The sequence below is a fragment of the Spiribacter pallidus genome (assembly GCF_040838495.1).
Lineage (GTDB): Bacteria > Pseudomonadota > Gammaproteobacteria > Nitrococcales > Nitrococcaceae > Spiribacter > Spiribacter pallidus.
Genome location: NZ_JBAKFM010000002.1, coordinates 4,722 through 30,550, shown reverse-complemented (window position 1 = coordinate 30,550; position 25,829 = coordinate 4,722). Strand labels below are relative to the sequence as shown.

The following is a 25,829-nucleotide window of genomic DNA, read 5'->3' as shown; positions in this document are numbered from 1 at the left end:
TTATTCTCGGTGCTCCGGGTGGTTCCGGTGATAACGACATCGCTGTCACCAGCCTGGTCACCGCTGTAGGTCTGACTCCCCACGGTGGTGATATCGGCATTGAGCGTGATCACGCCGCTGCTGCCGGTCTCGGTCAGCGTGAGGGCGGTGGCCGTAGCGCTCTGCGTGTCGATTGCCTGGTTGACCAGAAGATCCGCGCCAGCGGAGGCGATGCTGACATCTCCAGTGGCAAGTATGCCGCTCTGCTCGTCCGCGCCCCCCGCATCCGTGGTGCCCACTTCAAGTGCTGTCGCTTTGTTGGCCACGCTCAGGTCGCCAATACGCTGCGAACTCGTGCCGGCCGCGAGCAGGCTGATCTGATTGTCGGCATTGGCAAAGCTGTAGTCGGCCGTGCCCTGGAGCGCCAGCTCGTCGATGACCATGGCACCGGTGGCCAAGACCGTGCCATCACTCACCAGCGTCAGGCGCTCGGTGCCAGACGCATTGGACATGTCCCCACCAGCAAAGCCGATGTCGCCTGCGGCGGTGCCGGCACCGGTGGCCGTCAACGTGACGTTGTTCAGAAGCTTGGTGTCACCGCTGTAGCTCTGATCCCCAACGCTGGTGATATCCGCATCCAGCTCGATCACTCCACCAGTGTTGCTCGTCGTCAGGGCAAGCGCACCCGTTGTGTCGTCGGTGGTGTCGATGATCTGGCTGACCGTCAGCGCCGCCCCATCGGTCTGCAGATTCACCGCGCCGGCCGCCACGATGCCACTTTGCTCGTCAGCGCTGCCTGAAGCGGTGGTCCCCACCTCAAGGGCGCCGGTGTTGTTCACCGTCAGCTTGCCAATGCGCTGGGCGGGCAGCGTAACCGTGGTGCCTCCAGTGGTTTCCTGGCTCTCCGGCGTTCCGGCGGAGAGCTTGGTGATCTGGTTACCGGCCTGATCAAAGATGAAATCGCCGGTGCCGAACAGCGCGAGCTCGTCCACGTCCAGCGTGCCCGACTGGGTCACCTGGCCGTTGGAGGTCAGGCTCAGCGTCTCGATGCCACCCGCGGCATTGGTCATGTCACCGGCGAAGGTGATGTCCGCATCATCGGCGTTCAGCGCCACATCGGCCATGAGCTTGCTGGCACCGGTGTACGTCTGCGTGCCGTCCGAGTCGATATCCGCCGCCAACTGGATCACGCCGCTGCCCGAAGCGCTCAGGCTGAGCGTACTCGGTGAGCCGCCGGTGTTGGGCGTCTGCGTGTCGATCGCCTGCTCGATGGCGAGCACGCCGTTGGTCGTCCCCAAGGCCACCGGCCCCTCGGCGAGGATCCCGTCCTGGCTGCCGATACTGCCGATCGTGATATTACCGGTGTTGTTGACGGTAATGGCACTTGTGCGCTCTTCGAGAACTTCCGGACTCGCGCTCGTATCGCTGGCAATGCCAGCCGCCAGCAAGCCGATCTGGTTGCCGGCATTGGCCAAGGTGAAGCTGGCCGTGCCCTGCAGCGCGAGCTCGTCCACCTCAATCGCGCCAGTGTGCGTCATGGCACCATCGGTCACCAGCGTGAGGGTCTGCACACCGGTCGCACTGGCGGTGTTGCCAGTGAAATCAATATCCCGGTCCGTCCCCGTGGTCTCGAGCGTGACGTCGCCGGCGATGACCACATCACTGCTGCCGCTCTGATCACCGCTGTAGGTCTGATCCCCCACGGTGGTGATATTGGCGTTGAGCGTAATCGCACCGCTGCTGCCCGTCTCAGCCAGCGTCAGTGCTGTCGTTGAGGCGCTCTGGGTGTCAATGGCCTTGTTGACCGTCAGATCACCCCCCGCCGAGCTGATACTCACATCGCCCACCGCGAAAATGCCGTTTTGCTCATCGGCCGTGGTCGCAGCAGTGGTTTCCACTTCGAGGGCGCCGCTGTTATTGACCGTCAAAGCGGCAACGCGCTCGGTGCTGCTACCTGCGGTCAGGAGGCTGATCTGGTTGTCCGCATCATCCAGCGTGAACGTACCGGGCCCTTGCAAAGCAAGCGCATCGACATCGATGCCGGTGGTATCCGTCTGGGTGACGGCATTGTCGGTGATCAGCGTCAGGGTCTCGGTGCCGCCCGTGGCGTTGGTCACCGCCCCGTTCATGGCAATGGCCCCGCTGGTCGCCTCCAGCGCACCATCGCCGGTCATGTTGAGCGATCCGGTGAGGGTGATACCGCCGCTGGCCGTCGTCACCTTGCCGCCGTCAAGCCCGATGCCACTGCCGGAGAGGATGACATTGCCATCGGTGGTCTGCACGGCGGACTCGATCGAGCCATTATCACCGGCGATCGTGATGTCACTGCTGGTGGTCTGCAGCGTTGCGCCGCTGTCGAGCGTTGCATTGTCACCGTTGATGCTGACCGCCCCCGACGAAGACTGAACGGTTGCGTTGTTTTCAAGCGTGAAGCCATCACCCGAGACCGTGATGGGGCCATCGGTGGTCTCGACAGCCGTGGTGGCGCCAGAGATGGTGATGTTGTCACCGCTGAATACGATCTTGTCGGCGTCGTTCGAAGGCGTATCGGTCTTGAGCTTGGCGCCGCCCGAGAGCGTGCCACCACTGCCGCTAATGGTGATGCCCGCCTCTGCCGACTCGACCGTGGCACCAGTGATGTTGGTCTTACCGGCGAATTCGATGTCGCCCGGCGCGGTGATGCCGGCGTTGATATCGCTCACACCACTGCCACCGGTATTCGCGATGGTGATGGCGTTGGCACTGTCGTTGGCCTGGGTGCTAGTGCTGGTGGTGTCGATGGCCTTGCTGACAGTCAGCCCGGCGTTGTTCACGGTCAGACTGATGTCACCGCTTGCCAGAATACCGCTCTGAGCCCCGATGGTTCCCACTTCCAGCGCCGCGCTGTTGACAAGTGTGAGCTCAGGAATCCGCTCACCCGCCGCCCCTGCGGCCAGCAGGCCAATCTGGTTGCCCGTATCGGCAAGGGTGTAGCTGGCGGTGCCCTGCAGCGCGAGCCTGTCCACCTCAAGGGCACCGGCGTGCGTCATAGCACCGTCGGTCACCAGCGTGAGGGTCTGCGTACCGGTCGCACTGGCGGTGTTGCCCGTGAAATCAATATCCCGGTCCGTCCCCGTGGTCTCAAGGGTGATATCACCGGCGATGACCACATCATGGCTGCCACTCTGATCACCGCTGTAGGTCTGATCGCCCACCGTGGTGATATCGGCATTGAGCGTAATCGCACCGCTGCTGCCCGTCTCGGCCAGCGTCAGTGCCGTCGTCGAGGCGCTCTGGGTGTCAATGGCCTTGTTAACCTTCAGATCCCCACCCGCTGCAGTCAGACTGACATCACCCAAGGCCAGAATGCCGTTTTGCTCATCGCCCGTGCCCGCGGCGGTGGTGCCCACTTCAAGGGCGCCGGTGTTGTTGACCGTCAGCTGGCCGATACGCTCGGCAGGCACTGTAACGGTCACTGTGTTGCCGTTTTCGTCCGTAGTTTCGGCGGTTGATTCAGGAACACCCGCGGCTAGCCGGCTGATCTGGTTGCCAGCCTGGTCAAAGATGAAATCACCGCTGCCGCGTAGCGCCAGCGCATCCACATCGATCGTGCCGGACTGGGTCACCTGGCTATCCGTTACCAGGCTGAGCAGTTCGGTGCCACCGGCGTTGGTCATGTTGCCGGCGAACTCGATGTCCGCGGCGCCCGCATCCATCGTGATATTGCTCATCAGCTTCATGGCGCCGGTGTAGGTCTGCTTGGCGTTGGATTCAATATCCGCATCAAACTGGATTTCGCCGCTACCACCGACCGACAGATCCACCGTTGACGTCGACAGGATGCCGGTCTGATTGCCGATGGTGCCTACCTTGAGGATGCCGGCATTCGCCACGCTCAAGGCTCCGATAGGCGCATCATTACCCGGAATACCTGCCGCCAACCGGCTGATCTGGTTATCCGCATCATCCAGGGTGAACGTGCCGGTGCCCTGCAGGGCGAGCTGATCCACGTTAATGCCGGCGGTATTCGCCTGCGTGACCGCGTTGCTGGTGATCAGTGTCAGAGTCTCGGTGCCACCGGCGTTGGTCACCGCCGCATCCATCGCGATCGTGCCGCTGGTGGCCTCAAGCGTGCCATCGCCGGTCATGTTCAGCGGACCAGTGACATTGATATCGCCACTGGCCGTCGTGACCGTGCCGCCATTCAGTGCCGTGTTGCTGCCAGAGAGGATCACGTCACCGCTGTTGGTCTCAACGCCGGACTTAATCGCCGCGTTATCTCCGGCGAAGGTGATGTTGCTGCTGGTGGTCTTGACCGTCGCGCCGCCTTCCACGGTGGCGCCGGTGCCGGTGAAGCTGATGGCGCTGCTGTCCGTTTCCACCTTGGCGCTGCCGGCTACCGTTGTATTGGCACCACTGAAGGTCACCGCACCGGTGTCAGACTTGAGCTCGGCGCTGTTGTTCAGGGTTAGACCATCACCGGAGACAGTGATAGCGCCGCTAGTGGTCTCAACCGCTGAGCCACTGTCGGTGACCGTGATGCTGTCGCCGGCCAGCGCAATGGTGCCCTCGTCAGTCTCGAGCTTGGCACCCGATTCCAACGTGCCGCCATCGCCACTGATGGTGATGTTGGCGTTGTTAACACCGGCCTCATTGGCCTGCGTGGCCACCGTTGCACCGGTGATGTTGGTGGTGCCGGTGAATGCGATATCACCCGGTGCGGTGATGCCCGCGTTAATGTTGCTGGCGCCACCGGTATTGGCGATGGTGATGGCGTTGGCGCTGTCGTTGGCCTGCGTGGTCTCGCTGGTGGTGTTCATGGCCTGGCTAACCGTGAGGTCCGCGCCATTCACTGTCAGGCTGATGTCACCGCTGGCGAGAACGCCATTCTGGCTGCCAATGCTTGCGACTTCCATCGCCGCACCGTTAACCAGCGTCAGCTCGCCGATGCGCTCTTCCGCAATAACCGGATCGGCTGTGGTGTCGCCGGCGACACCCGCCGCCAACTTGCTGATGGCGTTGCCGCTGTCGGTCAGGGTGAAGTCACCGGCGCCCTTCAGGGCAAGCGCATCCACGCCCAGCCCATAGCTCGATGCATCGACCGAACCGCCGGTCACCAGTGTGAGACGCTCATCCGTGGCATCGTCTCTGTTGGTCATGTCACCACCGGTGAAGGTGATGATGCGATTGTTATTCGCCGTCAGCACGCTGTTCTCGATGAGATGCGTGTCTCCGGTCAGGGTCAGATCCGTACCCGATGTGAGGTCGCCGCCCAGTCTGATCGTGCCACCACCCGTGGCCTCCAGATCGATCGCCTCGGAGTATGTGGGATCACCGTTGTTATCGATGGTTGTTACGCCATCCGCAACGATGGCCTCCGTGACGGTGAGATCGGCGCCAAGGGTCTTGAGACTGACATCATCGTCAACGTAGATGCCCTTCTGGCCGTTGATATCCCCGACTTCCATGGCGCCGGTGCTGACGACGCTCAGGCTCTTCAGACGTTCGGTGGATGTGCCGGCGGCGATGCGGCCGATCTCATTACTGCTGTTATCCAGCGTGACCGCCGCGGTGCCCTGCAGCGCCAGCGCATCAACCACCATGCTGCCACCCACGGTGATGCCGCCGTCACTGATCAGCGTCAGGATCTGCTCACCACTGTCATTGAGCATGCCACCGGTGAACTCGATGCTCGCGTCCAGGCTGTTCGTGCCAGCCGCGGTCAGCGTGGCATCGCCCACCATCCGGGCGGTGCCGGTGTAGAGTTGATCACCCACCGAGGTGATATCGGCGCCGAGCTGGACTTCACCGCTGCTGGTGGCCTCCAAGCTAATGGCCGGGCCGCTGCCGCTAACCTCGGCATCGCTCGGTGTGTCGATGGCCTTGCTCACCGTCAGGTTGGCGCCGGTGGTCTTCAGATCGATCATGCCACTGCTCTGAATGCCGGTAAGCCCATCCACAGCACCGATCGTCATATCGCCGGTGCTCACCACCGTGAGTGCACCCACGCGGCTGCCCGCCGTGCCAGCGGCAAGGGTGCCGATCTCATTACCGGCATTCGTCAGGGTGAAGTCCGTCTCACCCTTCAACGCCAGCGCGTCTACCTTAATCGACCCACTGGGCCCCTGGGTCACGCCCTGTGGCGTGATGAGCGTCAGGCGATCATCCATGCCATCGGAACTGACCACCCCGTCAAAGGTGATACCGGCCGTAGCTGAATCAATGGTGGCGTCGTGCTTGAGTGTCACGGTGTCATCAAACTGGGCGGCGCCTTCGAGATGGACGCCCACCGCACCCTGGCTGGCGCCAAGCTGCGCGGGACCTTCGAAGGTCAGTGCATCCAGGCGCTTGTTACTGCCCACGTCACCAGCCAGCGTTACCGTACCGCCGCCGCTGTTTTTGAAGGTTAGCTCGGAGGTCGGCTCCGGGCCAATCTGGGTAGCCGGGTCAATGACAAACTCATCGATCGTGCCGTTAAAGACCAGATCACCGGCGCCGTTGTTGAAAATTGTGTTGCGTGGCAGCTCGATATTGCCATTGACGAAAACGCCACCGGTGCCCTGCAGCGTAAAGGTCTGATCCGTTGCCGAGCGCGTGGGCATTTCCGGGGACTCACCTCCGAGATCTTCTTCGCCCTCTGGCGCATTCGGGTCATTGTTTGGCTCCGGAAGGGACGCAACATCGGGCTCGCCCAATGCCAGGTCGCCGTCGATCACGATGCCGCCATTGGCCTGGATCACCGCATCCGGCTCCAGGGACACATTACCCGTCACCGTCGCCGTGCCTGTGCTGTTTCTTAACGCCCCGGCATTATCGACTGTCCCATCATCGTTAGTATCAACACCAGCGCCGGCAAGATCGAGATTGTTAGCGATCACCTTGCCATTCAAGTCCAGCTGGGCGCCCGATAGAACCGTGACATTACCGGAGCCGAGGGCGCCGTCTGTGCCCGGCTTGAGCACGCCCGCAAGAACACTGGACCCATCCGCATAGGTGTTTGCCCCGGAAAGCGTTAGCGTGCCGGAACCCTGTTTCACCAAGGCGCCGCCCGCGAGGGCGCCATCCGGATCTGTACCCGTGGCCAGCAGATCCGAGGCGATGGTGACGTTATCGCTGCGGTTGACCGTGAAAGAAGTCGCGCCGGCCAAGTTAATCGTACCGGTGCCAAACGAGCCGGTCGTGCCGCCATCACCCAATTGAATGCCGCCTTTCAGGACATCTACGGTCGTCGTACCGCTATTATCAGCAGTGAAAGTGAGGCTGCCCAAGCCCGCTTTGGTCAACCCATTAGCCAGTGTGAGCGCGCCACTGACCGTCGAGCTGCTGCCGCCGATATCGGCGGTCATGGCGTCCGCATCGGCATTGCCGGCCATGGTGAGATCGCCACTGGCGGTCACATTCAGCGTCTGCGCGGTGACATTGCCATCAAGCTGGATATCACCGTCCTGGGCGGTGATGTTCACCACGGAACCCGCGCTATCCGCCGGGCCGGCATTAATGGCGTCAGAGAAGGTGATGTTTCCGGCGGTTGCCAGGAAGCTGGCAGTGGCCGGATTGATCGTGACGGCGCCACCGTAGCTCTGGTTGCCCGCGGTAGTGATGTCGGCATCGATTGTCGCGGTATGTTTGATATCCAGCGCACTCAGCGCGGTCGTGCCGCCGACTGTGCCGTTCAGCGTCAAGCCGCCGTCGTTATCCAGCGTCAGAACACTGCTGCTTGCACCCCCAGCGGCATCGATGGCGCCGTCAAACGTGAGACTTCCGCCGGTGTTGTTGATGGTGGTGTCGGCTTCGATCAACTGAGCACCGTCGACGACCACATCACCGGCGCCATCAAAGGTCAGCGCCATCGCCGTGCCCGCGTTTTTCGCCTGCAACGTACCATTGAGCTTGAGGTTGCTGGCGGCGTTAATCGTGGTGATGGCACCCAGGCCGATATTGCCATCCAGAGTGACCGCCGAGCCGCCAATCACCAGCGCGCCGCCATTGCTAATGCCGCTGCCGGTCAGGGCAAGATCATTGGCGATCGAATTACCATCAAGGTTGAGCGCGGCACCGTCGTTGATCGTGACGGTGCTAGTACCAAACGGCCCGTCGGTAATGCTGCCCGCGCTACGCGTGGTGGGGCTGCCGGCCTCGAGCACACCGGCATTTACTGTGGTGCCGCCCGTGTAGGTGTTGGTGCCGCTCATCGTGAGTGTGCCGGCGCCGGCTTTCACGACATCGCCCGCGCCGGTGATGTCACCGGCGAGCACACCGTTGCTGCCACTCGAGACGATGTCGAGGCTCAGCGTGTTACCAATATCGAGCGTGGTGCCGCTGGCGGTTTGCAGGCCGCCCAGCGTGGCGGCACCCGAAACAGTCAGGGCACCGTTAGTCATATTCAGGCGGCTGGCATTCAGATCAGTGCCGCCATCGCTATCCGTGTAGGTGAGCGAGTCGATCTGGACCGTACCGGCCTCAGCAAGTCCGAAAATCGACGTGTCGTCAAACGTGACCGTCTCACCCTCACCAATCGTCACGCTGGCGACGTTGGCCTTATCCGGCGTGACACCATCGACCCAATTATCCGGGTCGAACCAGTTGTTTCCATCGCCACCGCCGGACCAAGTCGTGGACTCAGCGCGGGTGATGTCAGCCGTGGATGCGGTGTTGAAGTAGACGTTGTCCGTATCTGGAGAGCCAGTCGTAGTGTCTTCGTGGTGCAGTGCATTGCTGCTGTCAAAGGAAATTCGGTAGTTGCCCGCGTCATTACCCGCCAAGCTGACGCCGCTAATGGTGGCGTTCTTACCGGTCCCGACGTTCTTATCGTCAAAGGTGACCGTGCGATTGATCTGCAGGTCATCGCCTTGGACCATGCCGTAATCAAGATTGGCGTTATCGAAAGAAACCGCCACGGTGCCATCGGCATTGCCGTCATAGACCTTGTCGTCGGCGGTGAAGGTGATGTCCAGCGCACGCTGGTAAATGACACCGTCTGAGCCCGAGATGGCACCGATGCTGCCCGGGATATCGTAGTTATCGATATCGGTCCCGTTGCTGCCGGTGATGTCCAGCGGGTTATCCGCGGTGCCTGCCAGGGTATAGCTTACGTTGATACCGGCATCCGGCGCGTCAAAGGCCCCAACACCGCCGGTCACACTAATGCTCTCGTCACTGAGTAGACCGGACTCGATTTTTCCAGAGACCGCATCCAGCGAGACCGAAATGTCGCCGGTCATGGCTGTCGTGCCGTCATAGACCTTGGTTACACCTGCACCTTCGACAGAAACCGGACGCGGTGTAATCCGCGCATCCACTGAAGCCGAGGTGTTGATGGTGTAGTCGCTGAGCTGAGAGCCGCTGGTGGTGGCATCCACGGCGATATTGCTGAAGTCCACCATCAGCTCACTGGCGGCATTCACACTGGAGGCCGCATTACCGCTGCCATCCTCGTAGCGCATGGACTCGGTGAAGGTGAAGCTATCCCCGCTGAGCACATTCGAGAACAGGTACTGCGGCACAAAATCGGCGTTGGCATTCGTACCATCACCCACCTTGGCCGCCGACGTGCCGTCGTAGACCTTGCTGACATCGCTATTGGTCAGGCTGATGACCAACTCGCGCTTATTGATCTTGAGGTTGTTCTCATCGGCATCGTGGGTGAGCGTCTCGGCCGTCCCTGATGCCAGATCCTGCCCCTGGATTGTGTAGTTACTCACCAACCCGGTGCCATCGGAGAAGGTGATATCGCTAATATGGTGGGCGTCACCCGCGCGGGCGCTACTGCCCGTCGCCGAGTCAATGACCAGCGTCTCGCCGGCGGCAAGGCCGGTGCTGCTCTCGCTGCCGCTAACGGTCGTCAGATCAATCGCGGTGGCGTTGACCATGACAGAGCCGTCGTAAGTCTTCTCGGCCTGAATGGCGAGCGCCCGGCGAGCGATATCCACCTTGTTGACCGAACCGCCGTTCGTGATGTCACCGTCCGCCCGCCCCGTAAGCGCGGGCAACTTATAGTTGCTAGCCTTTCCGCCGCGCTCTCCATCCTGAAGCGTGAGGGCAGTCACATAACGATTGCTGCCGGCATTGGGACTTGAGAGCGTCACGTCGGTCTGGCCGAGCCCCTCCTTTCCACCGGCCGGTTCGTCAGTATCCGCGAGATTACCCAAGGTAATCGTGGCGGTATTCAGTCCATCGTAAACCTTGCTGGCGCTAAGGGTGAGTTCCCGCGGGGTAACCTTGACGTTACCGATGACGTTAACGGCGCTGACGACATCTGGCCCGCCACCGGTGAGATTATTGGACATCAGGCTGTAAATGCCGACGTCGAGGTTATCGCCTGGCGAAGCTGGCTTCCCAGCACCATCAGCATTCGCCGCAATCTCGAATTCGACGGTCTCACCCCCGTCTTCGACGTTGAAGCTGAACCGGTTCGGGGTGCCCGCGACCTCGGAAAGCGTCCTCGTGCCCACAATCGAGGTATTGACCTGATTAATCGTAAGGCTGTCTGTCGAATCCTTGATTGTTGTTGTCGTAGCGGTCGTACCGTCTTCCGCCGTGAATTCACGCTGACCGGAGACGTCACTGAGGGTGACCGTGTTGTTGCCGGTATCGATCTCGACGACAAGGCCTTTTGCGGTCTTGGTGCCGTCCGTTTGCTCAATAACATCGCCGGACTGAATCCCCGCAACACTTGCCAATTTGAGCGACTGCGAGACGAACTCAGCGGTTGCGTCATCATCACGATAGGTGCGCTCGTCACCATAGGTGCTGTCCAGCGTACCCGTGCGCACCAGCAGTTCGTTGGCTGCGACCACGGTGAAAGTGCCGTCCTCTGAGGTCTCGTTATAGTTATCGAGCGTGATGCTTCCAGCATCAAGCTCAAGATCGTACTTGCCTACCGCATTACCGGTGACAGGGTTGTTGTTATTGATGCCATCGTTATTACGCGTTATCGACATCGTGCCGATGTGATGATGCGTGGCGTTCGTTTGCAGATTGATACTCGCGGGATCGTCACCCTCCGGGATGATGAATGACTCGCCGCCGGCTGCGGTGATCTCAACACCGCTGCCATCGAAATATTTCTCGCCTTTTTTGAGGGTGATGATCTGCTCACCGTCCGCCATGCCGGAGACCGCGACGCCGTTGTAGGTGTAGCCCGTGCCCTCGGGCATCTCAACCTTGAACTTCGCGTCGTCATTGGCCTTGAGCAGCAGATCACGCGGGCTCACCGTGAGCACCCGCGGGTTGCCTTCCTCATCTGTGGCCTGACTGTTGATCTTGTAGCCGAGTGCCGAGGAATCGATGGCCTGCTCTGCCACAACCAGGTCATAGGTACCGACATCGAAGTACGCGGTGCCATTATCCTCAGCCACAACCTGGTTACCGTTGGCATCTTCGACAGTGATTTCGCTACCCATGCCCGGAATGGCCTGGGTCAGGGTATCGCCATGTTCTGTATCGCCATCCCGCAGCACGGAGAGCGCGGGCTGCTGCCCGTAAACAATCGCTTGGTCACTAGCCGAGATATCAATCTCGGGGCGCTCACGGAAAACGGCATAGACACCGCCACCAAGGCCGGCTCCGAAGCGTTTAGTGGTCTCATCACTGCCATACCGGACGCGTCCGGCGCCCCACTCGACAAGGCCATCGCCAGCATTGTCGCCTGACTCTACGACATCTCGACTATCGGCATCCGCAATACTGACCGATCCCGTGTAGACCGTCGCTCGGCCGCCCTGTCCGATGCTGATGGCCTGATCAGGGTTGGCCATAGTGATCTGAACGTTGCCACCGGTATCGCCACCAACCCCCGGAACATCATCGTTGGTGGTGGCCGTTGATCCATCTCCGTCAGAGATATCCACATCACTGCCGGCATTCAGCACCACGGCGTTGGCGCTGTCGCTGTCGGTGGTAATGGCCTCGGCAATAATCAGATCACCGGTCTTGGTGCTGATGTCGATCTCGCCGGTAGCGGTAATGCCCGTGGGGTTGATCGCGCCGATGGTCAGCGCGCCGTTGTTCACAAAGGTCAGGCTGCCGAGCTTGTTCTCAGCTGAGCCGCCGGCAAGCGTATCAACCACGTTGCTGGCGTTATCCAGCGTGAAGTCACCAATGCCATAGAGCGCGAGCGTGGAGGCATTGATGGCCGCCGACTGATCCGCGCTAGTGCGGGCATGCAGGTGCAGCTCGTGGGCCGGGCCAGACGTCGCGTCGTTAATGGTCAGCACGCCATTGATATCCAGATCACCAGCGTACACGGCGAGCGTGTTATCCAGGGTCAGCGCACTGTCAATCTCAATGGTCGCGGCCTTGCCATCTTGGCCAAGCACCAACCCGCCCTTGATCTCGCCGAAGGTGAACAGGCTGGTCTCAAGCGCATTACTGCTGCCGGAGCTGCTGTTGAAGTCAGCGCCCGCTGGCTGAATGCGCAGCTCGCCGTTGCCGGAGAACCCGGAACTGGCGGTCATCGCGACCGGGTCATCGTTGGACAGAATCAGTGTGCCGCCATCGATTGCCGTGGCCCCGGTGTAGCCGTTGTCACCCGAGAGCGTCAGCGTGCCGCTGCCCTGCTGGGTGAAGGTATTGCCCGCGCTGGCCGACTCGGTGATGTTGCCGGCAATTTCGCTGTTGTTGCCGGTCAGATCCACCGTGAGGTCATAATCGGTCAGGGCGATGCCCTCGGCGGTCAAATTGGCCGCTGTCAGTGTTGTACCCGCGCCCAGCGTGATGTCACCGCCGTATGTCTGATCGCCGCTGGTGGTGTCGATGCTGCCGCCGTTAATGGCCACCGTAGCGCTGCCCTGGCTGCGCAGGGAGGCGGCCGTCACCGCCCCATCAAAGGTCACGGCACCCGTGCTGTCCAGGATGATGTTGTTGAGCGCCTGAGTGCCGCCAATGGCCTGATCAAAATTGATATCACCACTGCCCGTTTGCACGGTCAGGGAATGGCTTTTGTCATTACCGTCAGAATCTTGGCCAGCAGAATCCACCGTCTGGTTGATATCAACGGTGCTGTCAGTGGTCTTGAGGACCACATCCCGCATCAACTCAACCTGATCGTAGGTCTGGGTACCAGTGGTCGTGACACTAGCGCCCAAAGTGGTCTTGGATGCCGCCGTGGTGTCGAGCTTGCCGCTAATCTGAGCGTTCTGCCCGTAATCCCCACCACCGATCTGCACCGTGCCGGTGTTATTCAGCGTGGTGTCAGTACCGATGTTGACGCTGCCGCCTTTGGTGGCATCGCTGGCAAGTGCGAGATCGAAGTCCGTGTCACTGGTCTTGAGCTCAGTGGCATTCACGCCACCGTCGATGGTGATGTTGCCGGTTTGGTTGCCAGAGGCGGAGCCGCCCAAATCGGAAATATCGAGCGCCACCGTGCTACCGACCCCACCGGTCACGTCGATCGTCTGATCACCACTGAGCAGCACCAGGTCATTGGCATTGGCCTGGGCACCGTCGATGTTACCGGTGAAGGTCATGGCACCGCCGGTGCTGCCGCTACCCATGCTCGAGAGCATTACGGCAGAGCCGGCGATGGTGACATCACCGTTGTAGTCCTGTGTGCCCGAGGTGGTGATGGAATCACCCAGGGTCAGGGGGCCATAGGCGGTGAAGGTGCCATCGGTGGTGAGCTCAGCATTGCTGGTGAGCTCGCCGGTGTTACCGCTCTTGCCCAGCGTGATGCTGGTGAAGTTATCCCCCGTGGCATCGATGTTGATGGTGCTGGTCTCACCCAGGAAGTCGTCGCCCACCGACTCCACCACCAGGTCACCGCTGCTCACCGCCGAGACGGTGTGGTCATTGGCCTGGAGCGTGTCAGCCTGGAGGGTGATGTCGCCCGTTGCCATACTCACATCAGAGCCATCGGCACCAAGGACGATGCTGCCGTCGCTATCCGGCGCCAGCCACAGGCCTTTATATTCAGAATTGCCATTGGTGCCGCCGCCAGTGGCATCGGTATCAACGAGCGTGATATCGCCGCTATCCGATAGCAGCTTGAGATCGGTGTTCTGGGCGACGATGCCACGGGAGTCGCGGGAATCCTTGCCACCAGTACCGGTCAGCGTAATGTTGCCGCTATCGGTCTGCAGCTCGCTGCCATAGATCTGGATGCCCCAGGCGTTGCTGCTGGTGATCCCGCTCTCGGTGGCATCACCGGTCACGTCGATTTCGCCGCTGCCGGTAGTCGAGAGATCCGCATTGACCAGCTGAATGGCGCGGCGGACGTTCTGGCCCGACTTGGCCGTGGAGCTCAGTGTGATGTCACCGCCGGCGGCGTTAATGGTGGTCGTCGCGCCGCTGGTGCTCTCACCAATACGCATCGCGTAGGTGTCGTTACTGGCGTGGACGGTGTAGTTCACATCCGCGCCCTGCGTCGAGACGCTAAGCCCCGCGGCCTGCACGATCTCATTGGCCTGCAGGTCAATGCCCGTGCTCGTGGTGGCATCACTGCCCAGATTGGCATTGAGGTCGATGCTGCCGCCAAAGATTTCGATGGGACCGGCAGCGATGTCGATCGCCTCATCAATCCTGATCGTCGAAGTCCGGCCGGAAATGGCGTTATCCGATGGCTTTTTGCCGATGCGCACGCCCGTTAATTCAGACCCGAAACCGGCCATGTCTGTATCAAGCAAGCTGGTGAAGTCGTTGCTACCATCAGTCGGCTGAATGACCACGCGACCGCCGTTGCCGTTGCCGTCTCCGACGAAGTCACCGGTCTTAAGATCGGGATTATCGTCTTTGATGACCAGGGTGCCATCGGTCACGGTGGTCGATTTGTACTCGCCCGCGTCGGTCTTACCGCTGATCAGTTCACCAGTGACATTGAGTGTGCCCGACCCCTGTTTAACAAGGCCTTCATCAACCGTGCTCGTCCCCATGAGCTCTGAGGCACCGCCGTCGTTGGCGATGGTGACCTCGTTACCCTTCAAGTCACCCTGGACGACGACATCACCGCCTACATCCACACCAAAACTGGCATCCGGCCGGGTGTATTCAAAGAGGACAACACCATTGCCGCCACGACCACCCCATTTGCCGTAGCCGTCCCAGTCCCCTGCACCGTGGTACACACCCACGCCGGAACCGCCACCACCCCCACCACCGTAGGCGCCGCGGCCACCGCTACCACCCCAACGATGTGCCCCACCACCGCCGTGACCGAATCCGTCTGCCCTCTCACCATTCCAATATTGATATAGCGTGTCGGAATATGAACTGCCACCACGCCCGAATGAGCGATCGTTGCCCTTGGCATAATCGTCATCCACGCGTGCGCTCACATTGGTTAGTGCCAACGCGGCATTGAGCTTGTCTTTGTGAGTCGAATAAGAACTGTTATCCGGGTCGCCACCATCGCCACCAACATCACCCCCAGTGGCCTCGCCCCAGGCATTGAAGATCGAGCCACCACCGGACCCACCGCCTCTTTGACCATTGTCATCCGAGGTGCCGCCAGAAACAAAGAAGTCGAAGTTTTTCGAGATAGAGCTACCTCCGTACCCACGAGTCCAGCTGTCGTGGTAACCGCGGTAACCGCCATCAGCCCAAAACTTTTCTCCGTCCACATAAATGAACGAGTCTTCTCCGTTTTGACCGGCACTTGTGCTCCAGCCCCCGTTTCCGCCGCGCCCGACCGTCCAAGCGATCGTCGTGAGGCCCGAAACATCAATATCTTCCGCGTACCCCAATCCGCCTGCGCCACCGCCGCCGCCGGCATCGCCCCAATAGCCGCCTGCACCGCCACCGCCGGCGCCAATAACCCAGGCAGAGACGGCCGTCACACCATTGGGGATAGTCCAGTCACCGGACCCAGGACTGGTGAGAATTTCCGCGGCAGGGCCCGCGATCGGGGCCATGAGATTGCCCTCGAAGGTAATATCGCCCGGTGTCTCAAAGCTGACATCATCCGCACCGCCAGCCGGGTTGATGGCCGGGCTGATGAAGACATTATCTTCATAGGTCTGATTGCCGCTGGTCTTGACCAGCGTGGCCGAATCACCACCGCCCAAGGTAAGCACACCTATGGTGGTTAGTGAGTCGATCGGTTTGCTGTCGCCAATACTGCCCTTAAGGCTTAACGGTCCCTGGTTATTGAAGGTGAGATCGGTGCTGTCGCTCGATGTCACCGAACTGGCCTCGTTAATCGTGCCAGTGATGATCATCGAACCATCGGCGCTGCCGATGGTGGCAATCTCGGTGGGGACCGTCAGCGTCAGATCGCTGTTGAGCTTGATGCTGCTGTCGTTGCCCAGGTCAAACGTGAGCTTGAGATCACCGCTGCCCTGCGAGACCAGGTTGCCGTTAATGACCATATCGCCTTCACTGGCGATGACGGTATCGGTATCGGTGAGTGTGATGGTGCCGTTGATATTGGCCGTGCTGCTGCCGCTATGGGTGAGCGCACCGCCATCGCCGGTGCCATCATCATCGGTGTCCACGCCTTTGCCCGTGAGCTCGAGATCGTTCTCGACGGTGTAGCCGTTGAGATTGAGCTCGGCGCCGATCCCAGTCAGGTCTCCATTGCCATCCACCCCCGGATCAACCGCAACCGTCCCGGTGCCAAAGGCGCCGCTGACGATCGTCGTGCCGCTCAGCGTGTTGTCAATGCCTGCCTTGAGCGTGCCTTCCTTGACCGTCGTGCCACCGCTGTAGGTGCTGTCACCCGCGAGCGTGAGGCTGCCGGTGCCGGCCTTGACCACTTCACCCGCGCCATCGATCACGGTATCCAGCGTCAGGTTATCGGAGCGATTGGCCTGCAGCGTCCCTCCGCTTGCAACGGTGATCAGCGAGCTGGCGAGCGAGCCGCTATCGCTACCCGCACCGATTGACAGCACGCCCCCGGTTACGGTTGTTGTTCCGGCATAGTCGCTGTCACCGGTAAGGCTGATCGTGCCAGTCCCCACCTTGTTGAAACTGCCGCTACCCTCAATGGAGCCGCCAAAGGTACTCGTCTGATCACCACCACCAACCGACAGGGTGGTGTTGGTGCCATAAACTTCAACCGAGCCGGTGCCGGTGACCTTACCGATGGTATCGGTGGCCGATGCCTTATAAGTACCCCCGCTCTCCACCGCGACTTCGCCGGTATCCGGCAACGACCCCGTCACATCAACGGTGGTATTTGTAGCCACGGTGACCTTACCGGTCACGTCATTGGCTGCGGTCAACTCAATGGTGCCATCAGTGTCACCCACGGTGACATTACCGCTACCGGTGATCTTGCCGTCCACCCAGGCGGTCTTCACGTTGGACTCATCAACCTCGAGGCTGTGAGTGCCGCTGGTGTTGGTAAAGCTGTGGACGGTGTAGGTACGGCCGTCGAGCGTGACCTGATTGGTGCTGCCACCGGTGAGCATTTCGTCCTCACCGGCATAGCGCACCAGGACGATACCCGAGCCACCCGAGCCGCCTTGTCCGTTGTTCGCACCGGCGCCACCGCCACCGGTGCCGTCCATACCGGATTCAGCCGGATTTGCGGCCTCATCAGAACTACCGCCACCGCCTTTGCCGCCATCGGCATTGGGCGCATCGCCACCTTCTCCACCACCGGCGCCACCGCCGGCAAACCAGCCATCCTCACCGTAGCCCGTGCCGAAGACATCGCTGTAATCTTTACCGGGACCGCCATCACCTGGACTGGAAGGGTTTCCTGTTCCACCAGGACCACCAGCGCCGCCGCCGCCGCCGGCGTCGCCATCTTCTCCACCACCCGCGTGCCCATAGCCATCGGCACCGGTCTGATTGGTCGCACCCGGATTCGAGTCAATTCCGCTAACGGCCCCTGCTCCGCCACCTGACCCGCCAGATCCAGCATGGCCATCGGTATCGTCTCTCTGCGAGCCGCCGCCAGCACCGCCACCAAGCGCGGTGAGCGTTGAGAAAATGGAATCTTCACCATTTTCTTCGTAGGCGCCACCATCACCAATGGCGATGTTGGCCACCGCATCGCCCAGATTGTAACCAGCTTTAAAAATGAGGCCACCGGCACCGCCGCCACCGCCGTCGGTTGAGGTGGTGCCTTCACCACCACCGCCGCCACCGCCGCCACCGCCGGCGACGACGAGGACATCAGTCGATAGATTGCTGTAGATATCCGTGGCACCGGCGAAGATATCGACCATGCCGATGTCACCGCCACCGGCACCGATATTGATGTCGTTGGTCAGGCGCAGGCCGCGGGCCAGCGACAGGGTGGCCGGCGTACTGGCATCCGGGCCGAGATCGATGGTGCCCGTGCCCACCACGCCGCTACCGGCAAGGACCAGCTCACCGTTGCGAACGCTCGTGCCGCCGGTGTAGGTGTTCGTGCCGGAGAGGGTGAGCGTGCTCGTGCCCGATTTCTCGAGCGATCCATCACCGCTGATGGTCCCCTCGATGGTGATGTCTTCGCTGGTGTCCCGGTTGGTACGCAGCACCGCGCCGGATTCGACAATGATGGTTTCACTGGTGATCGAACCGGCATCCCCGCCATCACCGATCTGCAGCGTGCCAGAACTCACAGTGGTCTTGGAGGTGAGGGAATCCGCGTCCAGCGGCACCTCGTGGGCGACTTCGCCCTCCAGAATCAGCGTGCCGGCACCTTTCTTGGTGAAGCCGCCCTTGGTGCCATCCTCATGCGTTGTCAGTTTGCCGGAGACCCGCGAATCCGTGCCGGTGTCACCCACATCAATGGTGACCGCATCCCCCGCGACATCACCGGCCACATCCACCGAGCCGCTCGGGGCCTCGATGGTGACGGTCTGACCGGGCGCGTCATAGGCGATGACAGCGGCACTGTAGCCACCCCAGCCGCCATATCCACTATTGTTGTATCCGCTGGCGCCACCACCGCCGCCACCAATGACTGCACTACCGCCATTGCCACCGTAGTAAGAGGCCCCGCCGCCACCAGCGCCGAACGCACTGGTACCGCCACCGTGCGCGCGGTTATTGCTGGAACTTTGCGAGCCTTGTCCTGCTGGTTTGCCGTACTGGTAATTACTGATCAACTCAACAGTGACTGCAAGACCCTTAAAATCGGCAGCCTCTGCACCATGGGCTCCATACCAGTAGTAATGTCTTTCTGGTGCGTCAACGCCGCCAATCGCGCCGCCGCCACCGGCGCCCCAACTCCACTCGCCACGGCCACGGCCACCTGGCGCGGTCTCGCCGACCGGATTGGTGTCCAGACCGGAGCCGCCGCCGCCGGCAACCTCGTCCGTATCCTCGTTTTTCCCGCCCTTACCACCGTCAGCCCTGATCGTGACGCCGTTGTATGTAGCTTTCGCTTCACCGCCGTCTCCGCCGTCCGTTTCGACGCCACCGCTGTGACCACGATGGTAAAGGACGAGGGTCAGATCATCATCGCCGGCTTTCCTCGCGAATTCTTTGTAGGTGACACCACCGGCGCCGCCACCGCCGCCGACGTTTTGACTGTTATCATTGGTGCCCGCACCGCCGCCACCAGCACCGACCACCCAGACACGGACACCGTCGACGCCCGATGGGATAGCCCAGGTATGTGTCTCGTCACCATATTGCGGGCCACGGATCACCTCGCCCTTAATCGTCGTCAACGGCGCTTTCACCGAGCCATGGAAGGTGACATCGCCCGCGTTGGAGCGGAAGGTGACATCCTGCGACTGCGTGGTGACATTTTTGCCGTAGTCGTCTGCGCTGACGCCTGAGGCATGGGCTGCACCAAAGGTCATGGCGTTTTCGGTAGTGACATGCCCACCCACGGTGGCCGAGCCCATCACCGTCAGCTCGCTGACGGCATTCAGGCCATCGCTGCCATTATTCTGTGAGCCCACACCGCCCAGCAGTTTGGCCTGGCCCAGGTTGTCGATGGTCAGCGAGCGCAGCGTGCTGGAATTAGAAGCGATCGTGCCTTCAAGAATCAGCGCACCGGTGTCGTCGCCCGCCTCGGTGGTCGCCGTCTGGATGACGGTGTCTTGGGTCAGTGACAGGGCATCGGCAATGGTGATGTCGCCGGAATTATCAAATGTCAGGGTAAGCGAATTGCCCGAAGCCGTGGGCATGTTGAACGCACCGGTCAGCTCCATGTCGCCCAGGCTCTTGATGACCGTGCCTTCGCCGGAGAGCGTGACATCACCGGTGATCGTGGCCTTGCCACTGCCTGTGTGGTTCAGGGCGCCGCCGTTAATACCGGTACCGGTCAGATCCAGGTCGTTGCCAATGGAGTAGCCGTTAAGATCAAGCTCCGCACCATCGCTGACGGTAATCAGCCCAGTGCCAAAGGCACCGCCAGTGAGGTTATTCGACCCATTGGTGGTCATGTCGCTACCGGCTTTGAGGATGCCGGTATTGACGTTGGTATCACCACTATAGGTGCTGCTACCGCTGAGCGTGAGCGTGCTGCCACCTGCCTTGATCAAATCACCAGCGCCATCGATATCGGCGCTGATGGTGAATTCACCGGTCCGCTCGGTGCGCAGCGTGGCACCACCGGCGATGGTGATCCTGTCACTGGCAATGCTACCCGCATCAACGCCAGTGCCGATCTGCAGTGTGCCGGCATCGATCTGCGTGGTGGAGACCTCGTTGTCCGCGTCGCCATTCGTCTGGTGCGCCAGGTCGGTCTCGATGGTGAGCTTGCCGCTGCCCTGCTTGGTAAAGCCGCCGCCGATCACCGCCGAGGTGTCATCAACACGCTGGGCATTGTCTTCATGGACCGTCACGGCGTTGACGACGGAATCCTGCTCGGCGCCGATCGTTACCGAATCACCCGTTACCTCACCGCTGACATTGACCGCGCCATCCGCGTTAACCGCAACCGCATCGCCTGGCCGTTCGTACTGGAAGACGACAACGCCATCGCCGCCGCGTCGGCCAGTGCCGGGATCGTCGTATTGACGATAGTTGTAGTAATAGTACCAACCGGTACCGCCACCGCCGCCGCCGCCATGAAGGCCACGCCCTCCATTGCCTCCGTTGTCGCTGGCACCACCGCCACCGCCACCGAACACCTTGTAAGTCGACGCCCATCCACCATGTGAAGAGCCGTCGTTGAATACCTTCGAGCCTGGTGTCTGCTGCTTGCCCAGCTCATCTGTCTCACCGGCGCGCTCCAGGGCAGCGGCCAGGCCATGGAAATCGTCAATACTATTGCCGCCATCACCGCCATAGCTCGATTGAGCTTCGCCATCCTGATCGCCGATACCGCCGCCGCCACCACCACCGTCGTAGGTGCTCGCGCGACCACCCCGGCCACCTTCTATGCCATGGTCATAAGTACCGCTGAAACTACCGCCGGATTTAAACCATCCGTTCGTACTGCCAGCGGTTCCCCCGAGTGCTTTCATCCATGTTCCATCGGGGTAGGTGATTTCAGTATCACCGCCATCGGTGCCGGTCGAAGTCGAACCTAAACCGCCCTTCGCGATCGAGTAACCGATGGTCGTATCGCCAGCAGCGAGTTCATAGGCCCGATACACTAATCCGCCCGCACCGCCGCCGGACCCGGCGTCGTACACGTCCGGCCCACCGCCGCCGCCACCGCCACCGCCGATAGCCCAGACTTCGACTTCTGAAACCTCGTTTGGTATCACCCAGTCACCGGTCTCACCACCGGTGACAAAGATCTCTGCCTGCGGAGCCGTCAGCCGGCCATACAGATTGCCATCGAACGTGATATCGCCACCATTGCCTGAGGTGGTCTCAAACGCCACATCCCCAATCGTGGCCACATCCGCTTTGTAGTGCTGGTCGCCATCGGTGCGGATGGTCATGCCGCTGAGGGCACCGACGTAGAGATCACCGGACGCGGTGACCAGATTACCGCTCCCGTCGTATTTACCACCGGCAGTGAGGCTGTCGATGGCGCGGGTGACGCCGATGTCACCCAGCAACTGCAGGTCGCCTGTGTGCTGGAAGGTCAGCGCTGTGCCAGCAGGATCAACACCGCTGGCCGCCTCATCGATCGAACCGGTGAGGATGAGGTCGCCGTCGCCACTGATGACGGTGGTGGGGACGGTCAGCTCGAGGGCGCTGTTGAGGGTAACGCTATCATCCGAGCCAATGAGGAATTCCAGCGTGAGATCGCTGATATTCGATGGCGGAGTGAGGTTGCCCTCGAGCACCATATCGCCTTGACTCTCGATCACGGTATCCGCGTCGGCGATGGTGATATCTCCGGTGAGCGTGGCGGTATCGGTACCGCTGTGGGTAAGCGCGCCGCCATTGCCGGTGCCACTGTTATCGGTGTCGACACCGCGACCAGAGAGCTTGAGGTCATTCCCTACTGTGAAGCCATTAAGATCCAGCTCAGCGCCGGTTTCAACGGTCACCAGTCCGGTACCGAACGCGCCATCGGCAAGCGCACCCAAGCTGATGGTGCTGTCCACCCCGGCTTTCAGACGCCCGCCTGCCTTAACCGTGGTACCACCGGAATAGGTGCTGGCACCGGATAGCGTGATATTGGCCCCATCGGAGTCGATGAGAACGGAGCCGCCAGCGCCCCCGCTGTCGGCATCCTGGATGAGATTATCGAGCTCGTGGTCGTCGCTCCGGCTGATCTTTAGCGTGGCATTATCCGAGATGTTGATGTGGTCGCTGGCGAGCGCGCCGGTGGTGCCGCCATCGCCGATCTGCAGCGTGCCGGCCTCGATGTTCGTATCACCGGTGAAAGTGTTATCCGCCGTGAGCTTGAGCGTGCCGCCGCCCTGCTTGGTCAGGCCAGCGCCGCTGTCTGCCACATCAACCTTGCCGGCCACATTGGAGCCGTCGCTGGTGTCCGAACCGCCCGTGGTGCCATCACCGGTATTGATGGTCACCGTCTCGCCGGTGAGATCACCCCCAACCCGGACATCATCCCCCGCATCAATGGTGACCGACTGCGGCGCCAGGGTGTACTTGGCCACCACCGCGCCATGACCGCCGTCACCGCCTCTGACTGAGTAGGTGTTCGTGCCGGCGCCACCACCGCCGCCACCATAAAAACCATCACCACCGTACGCATAGTTATAGGCGTCATCACCACCAGCACCACCGCCGCCAAAGCTCTCGGCGTCCTCACCAGGCCCATGGGTGCTGTTGGTGCTGTAGCCATAATCAGCGCGCTCGGCGCCAATACCCTTGGGTTTGCTGCTGTTGTCCGCGAACTTTGGATCCGCCAGTTCCAGTGCGGCCTGCAGGCCGGAGACATCCGAGCTCTCTCCCCCGTAGCCGCCCCTCCAATAAATACCATCGTAGCCGACACCACCACCGATGGCGCCGCCGCCGCTGCCGCCGTCGCCTTGATTAGTTTTTCCGCCATCACCACCAGCAACGGTATCGGTACCGCCACTACCGCTGCCACCGGCTGCGGCGTAATTTTCATAGTCCTGACCGTCCTGACCATCATATCGAGCCCAGTAGCCACCTTCGCCACCCTCCGCGACGAGCTGCTCGCCACCGACAGTAACCGTCGTCGTACCACCATCTGCTCCATTGCTCCGACCGTAGCCGCTTTCACCGCCTTCACCGATGACATAGCTGAACGCACTGAGCCCGCTCGCATCCAAGGTGTAGTAGGTAACGCCACCCGCGCCGCCGCCACCACCAGGGACGTAATCAGTCCCGTCTGTATCGTCGTCGGCACCGGCACCGCCACCACCGGCACCAATCGCCCAGACCTTAAGACCTGTCGTGCCAAGCGGCAGCGTCCAGCTGCCCGCGCTGTTTTGGTCGTAGGTCAGCAGCGTTGCGCCATCGCTGGCGGTCACGTCGGCCAGCAGATCGCCCTCGAACACCACATCGGCATCGCTGGCCGTGGCCGTGAAGGTGACATCCGCTCCGCGGACATTGACTGCACCTGCGTTGCTCACCCCGTAGCGCTGACCACCCACCGTGGTGATATCCGCCGCCACCATCGCCGCGCCATCAACCGTGAGACTGTCAATCGCCTTGCTAACACCCACCGCGCCAAGCAGCTCCAGCGAACCGGTGTTCGCAAAGGTCAGGTTAGAAGCTGTGTTCGTAACCGCATCATCATCGATGCTGCCCGCCAGGCGCAGCGTGCCCGCCCCACTGATGATCTTGGTATCTGTCGTAAGCGTCAGGTCACTGGCCAGATCCACCCGCCCGGCATTATCAAACTCAAGCGTGAGCGCACTACCCGGCGCCGGGGAGAAGCCCGTGATCAGATCACCGCCAAGCGTGAGATCACCCGTGCTCTTGATTACCGTGCCCGCCGCTGCAAGCGTGATATCACCGGTGACCTTGGCCTTGTCACTGCCGCTGTGGTTCAGCGCACCGCCATTAACACCACCGCCGGAGAGGTTGAGATCGTTGCTGATGGTGTAGCTGTTGAGATCAAGCTCCGCGCCAGCCGCCACCGTAATCAGGCCATCGCCGCCCGCGGTCTTGTCAAGACCAAACGCACCGCCGGTGACATCGCCCGAGCTATCCTCGGTGAGATCACTGCCGGCCTTGAGAACACCCGCCGTCACCGTGGTGCCGCCGCTGTAGCTGTTATTGCCCGAGAGCGTGATCGTGCCACCACTGGAGTCGATCGCCACCGAACCGCCCGTGCTCGTCGTGCCCGCCGCATCGGTGATATCCCCGGACAGCGTGTAGCTATCCGAGCGGCGGATATCCAGCGTCGCCCCATCACCGATCTTGATGCTCTCACTGCCAAGCGCACCGGTGGCGCCGCCGTCACCGATCTGCAGCGTGCCCGCCTCGATGTTCGTATCACCGGTGAAAGTGTTATCCGCCGTGAGCTTGAGCGTGCCGCCGCCCTGCTTGGTCAGGCCAGCGCCGCTGTCTGCCACATCAATGGCACCGGCAACGTTCGAGCCATCAGTACCGCCGGATTCGCCCGTGGTGCCATCACCGGTGTTGATGGTCACCGTCTTGCCGGTGAGATCACCCCCAACCCGGACATCATCACCGGCATCAATGGTGACCGACTGCGGCGCCAGGCTGTAGCGGATGACCACCGCGCCATCACCACCGGTGCCACCTCTGCCATTGGTGTCCTGCGTGCCGGCGCCGCCGCCACCACCGCCATAAAGGCCATCACCACCGTGGCTGGAATCGTAGTAGTCATCACCACCACCGCCGCCACCGCCAAAGCTCTGGGCGTCGTCGCCTTCTCTATTAGAGTTGCCATTGCCGTAATCAGCCCGCTCAGCGCCGATAGCCTCGGGGTTGTCCGCAAACTTTGGATCCGCCAGCTCCAGTGCGGCCTGCAGGCCGGAGACATCCGAGCTCTCTCCCCCGTAGCCGCCCCTGCCGCCGCCGCCATATTCCCCGCTGTTACCACCGATGGCACCACCACCACCGCCGCCATAGCCGGTGTACCAGGACTCGCCACCAGGTCCACCCGTACGACCGCCATCACCACCGCTGTGACCACCGCCACTCGCCTCAAAGCCCTGGCTCAGCCTGGTCCAGCGTCCTGCTTCACCGCCCTCAGCGGTGAGCACCTCGTCTTCAGAGGACATAGTGAGGGTGACCGTGGTGTCGCGGCCATCGGCGCCGTTGGCTCCACCGTAGCCGCCTCTACCACCTGCACCGATGGCATAACTGAGCGCACTGAGCCCGCTGACATCGTCAAGTGTGTAATAGACAACACCGCCGGCGGCGCCGCCGCCGCCCGGGTTATAGTTCTGCCAGGAGCCGCCGTCGTAGTACTGATCGGCACCACCACCGCCACCACCGGCACCAATCGCCCAGACCTTCAGGCTCTTGGTGCCGAACGGCAGACTCCAGTTACCCGCGCTCTTATCGTCATAATCCAGCAGCGTAGCCTGGTCATAGGCCGTTGCACCGGCCAGCAGATCGCCCTCGAACACCACATCGGCATCGCTGGCCGTGGCCGTGAAGGTGACATCCGCTCCGCGGACATTGACTGCACCTGCGTTGCTCACCCCGTAGCGCTGACCACCCACCGTGGT

Annotated in this window: 1 protein-coding gene (only partly in view); it reads right to left on the bottom strand. The window is 61.5% G+C overall.

The annotated features are described in order from the left end of the window. On the bottom strand, positions 1–25,802 hold the 5' portion of the coding sequence (locus V6X73_RS03480; RefSeq protein ID WP_367958995.1) for an autotransporter-associated beta strand repeat-containing protein. Its footprint begins 5,980 nt before the window's first position; 25,802 of the gene's 31,782 nt are visible here — the first part of the coding sequence; it begins with the start codon at positions 25,800–25,802; the stop codon falls past the left edge of the window. Positions 25,803–25,829: the final 27 nt, after the last annotated feature.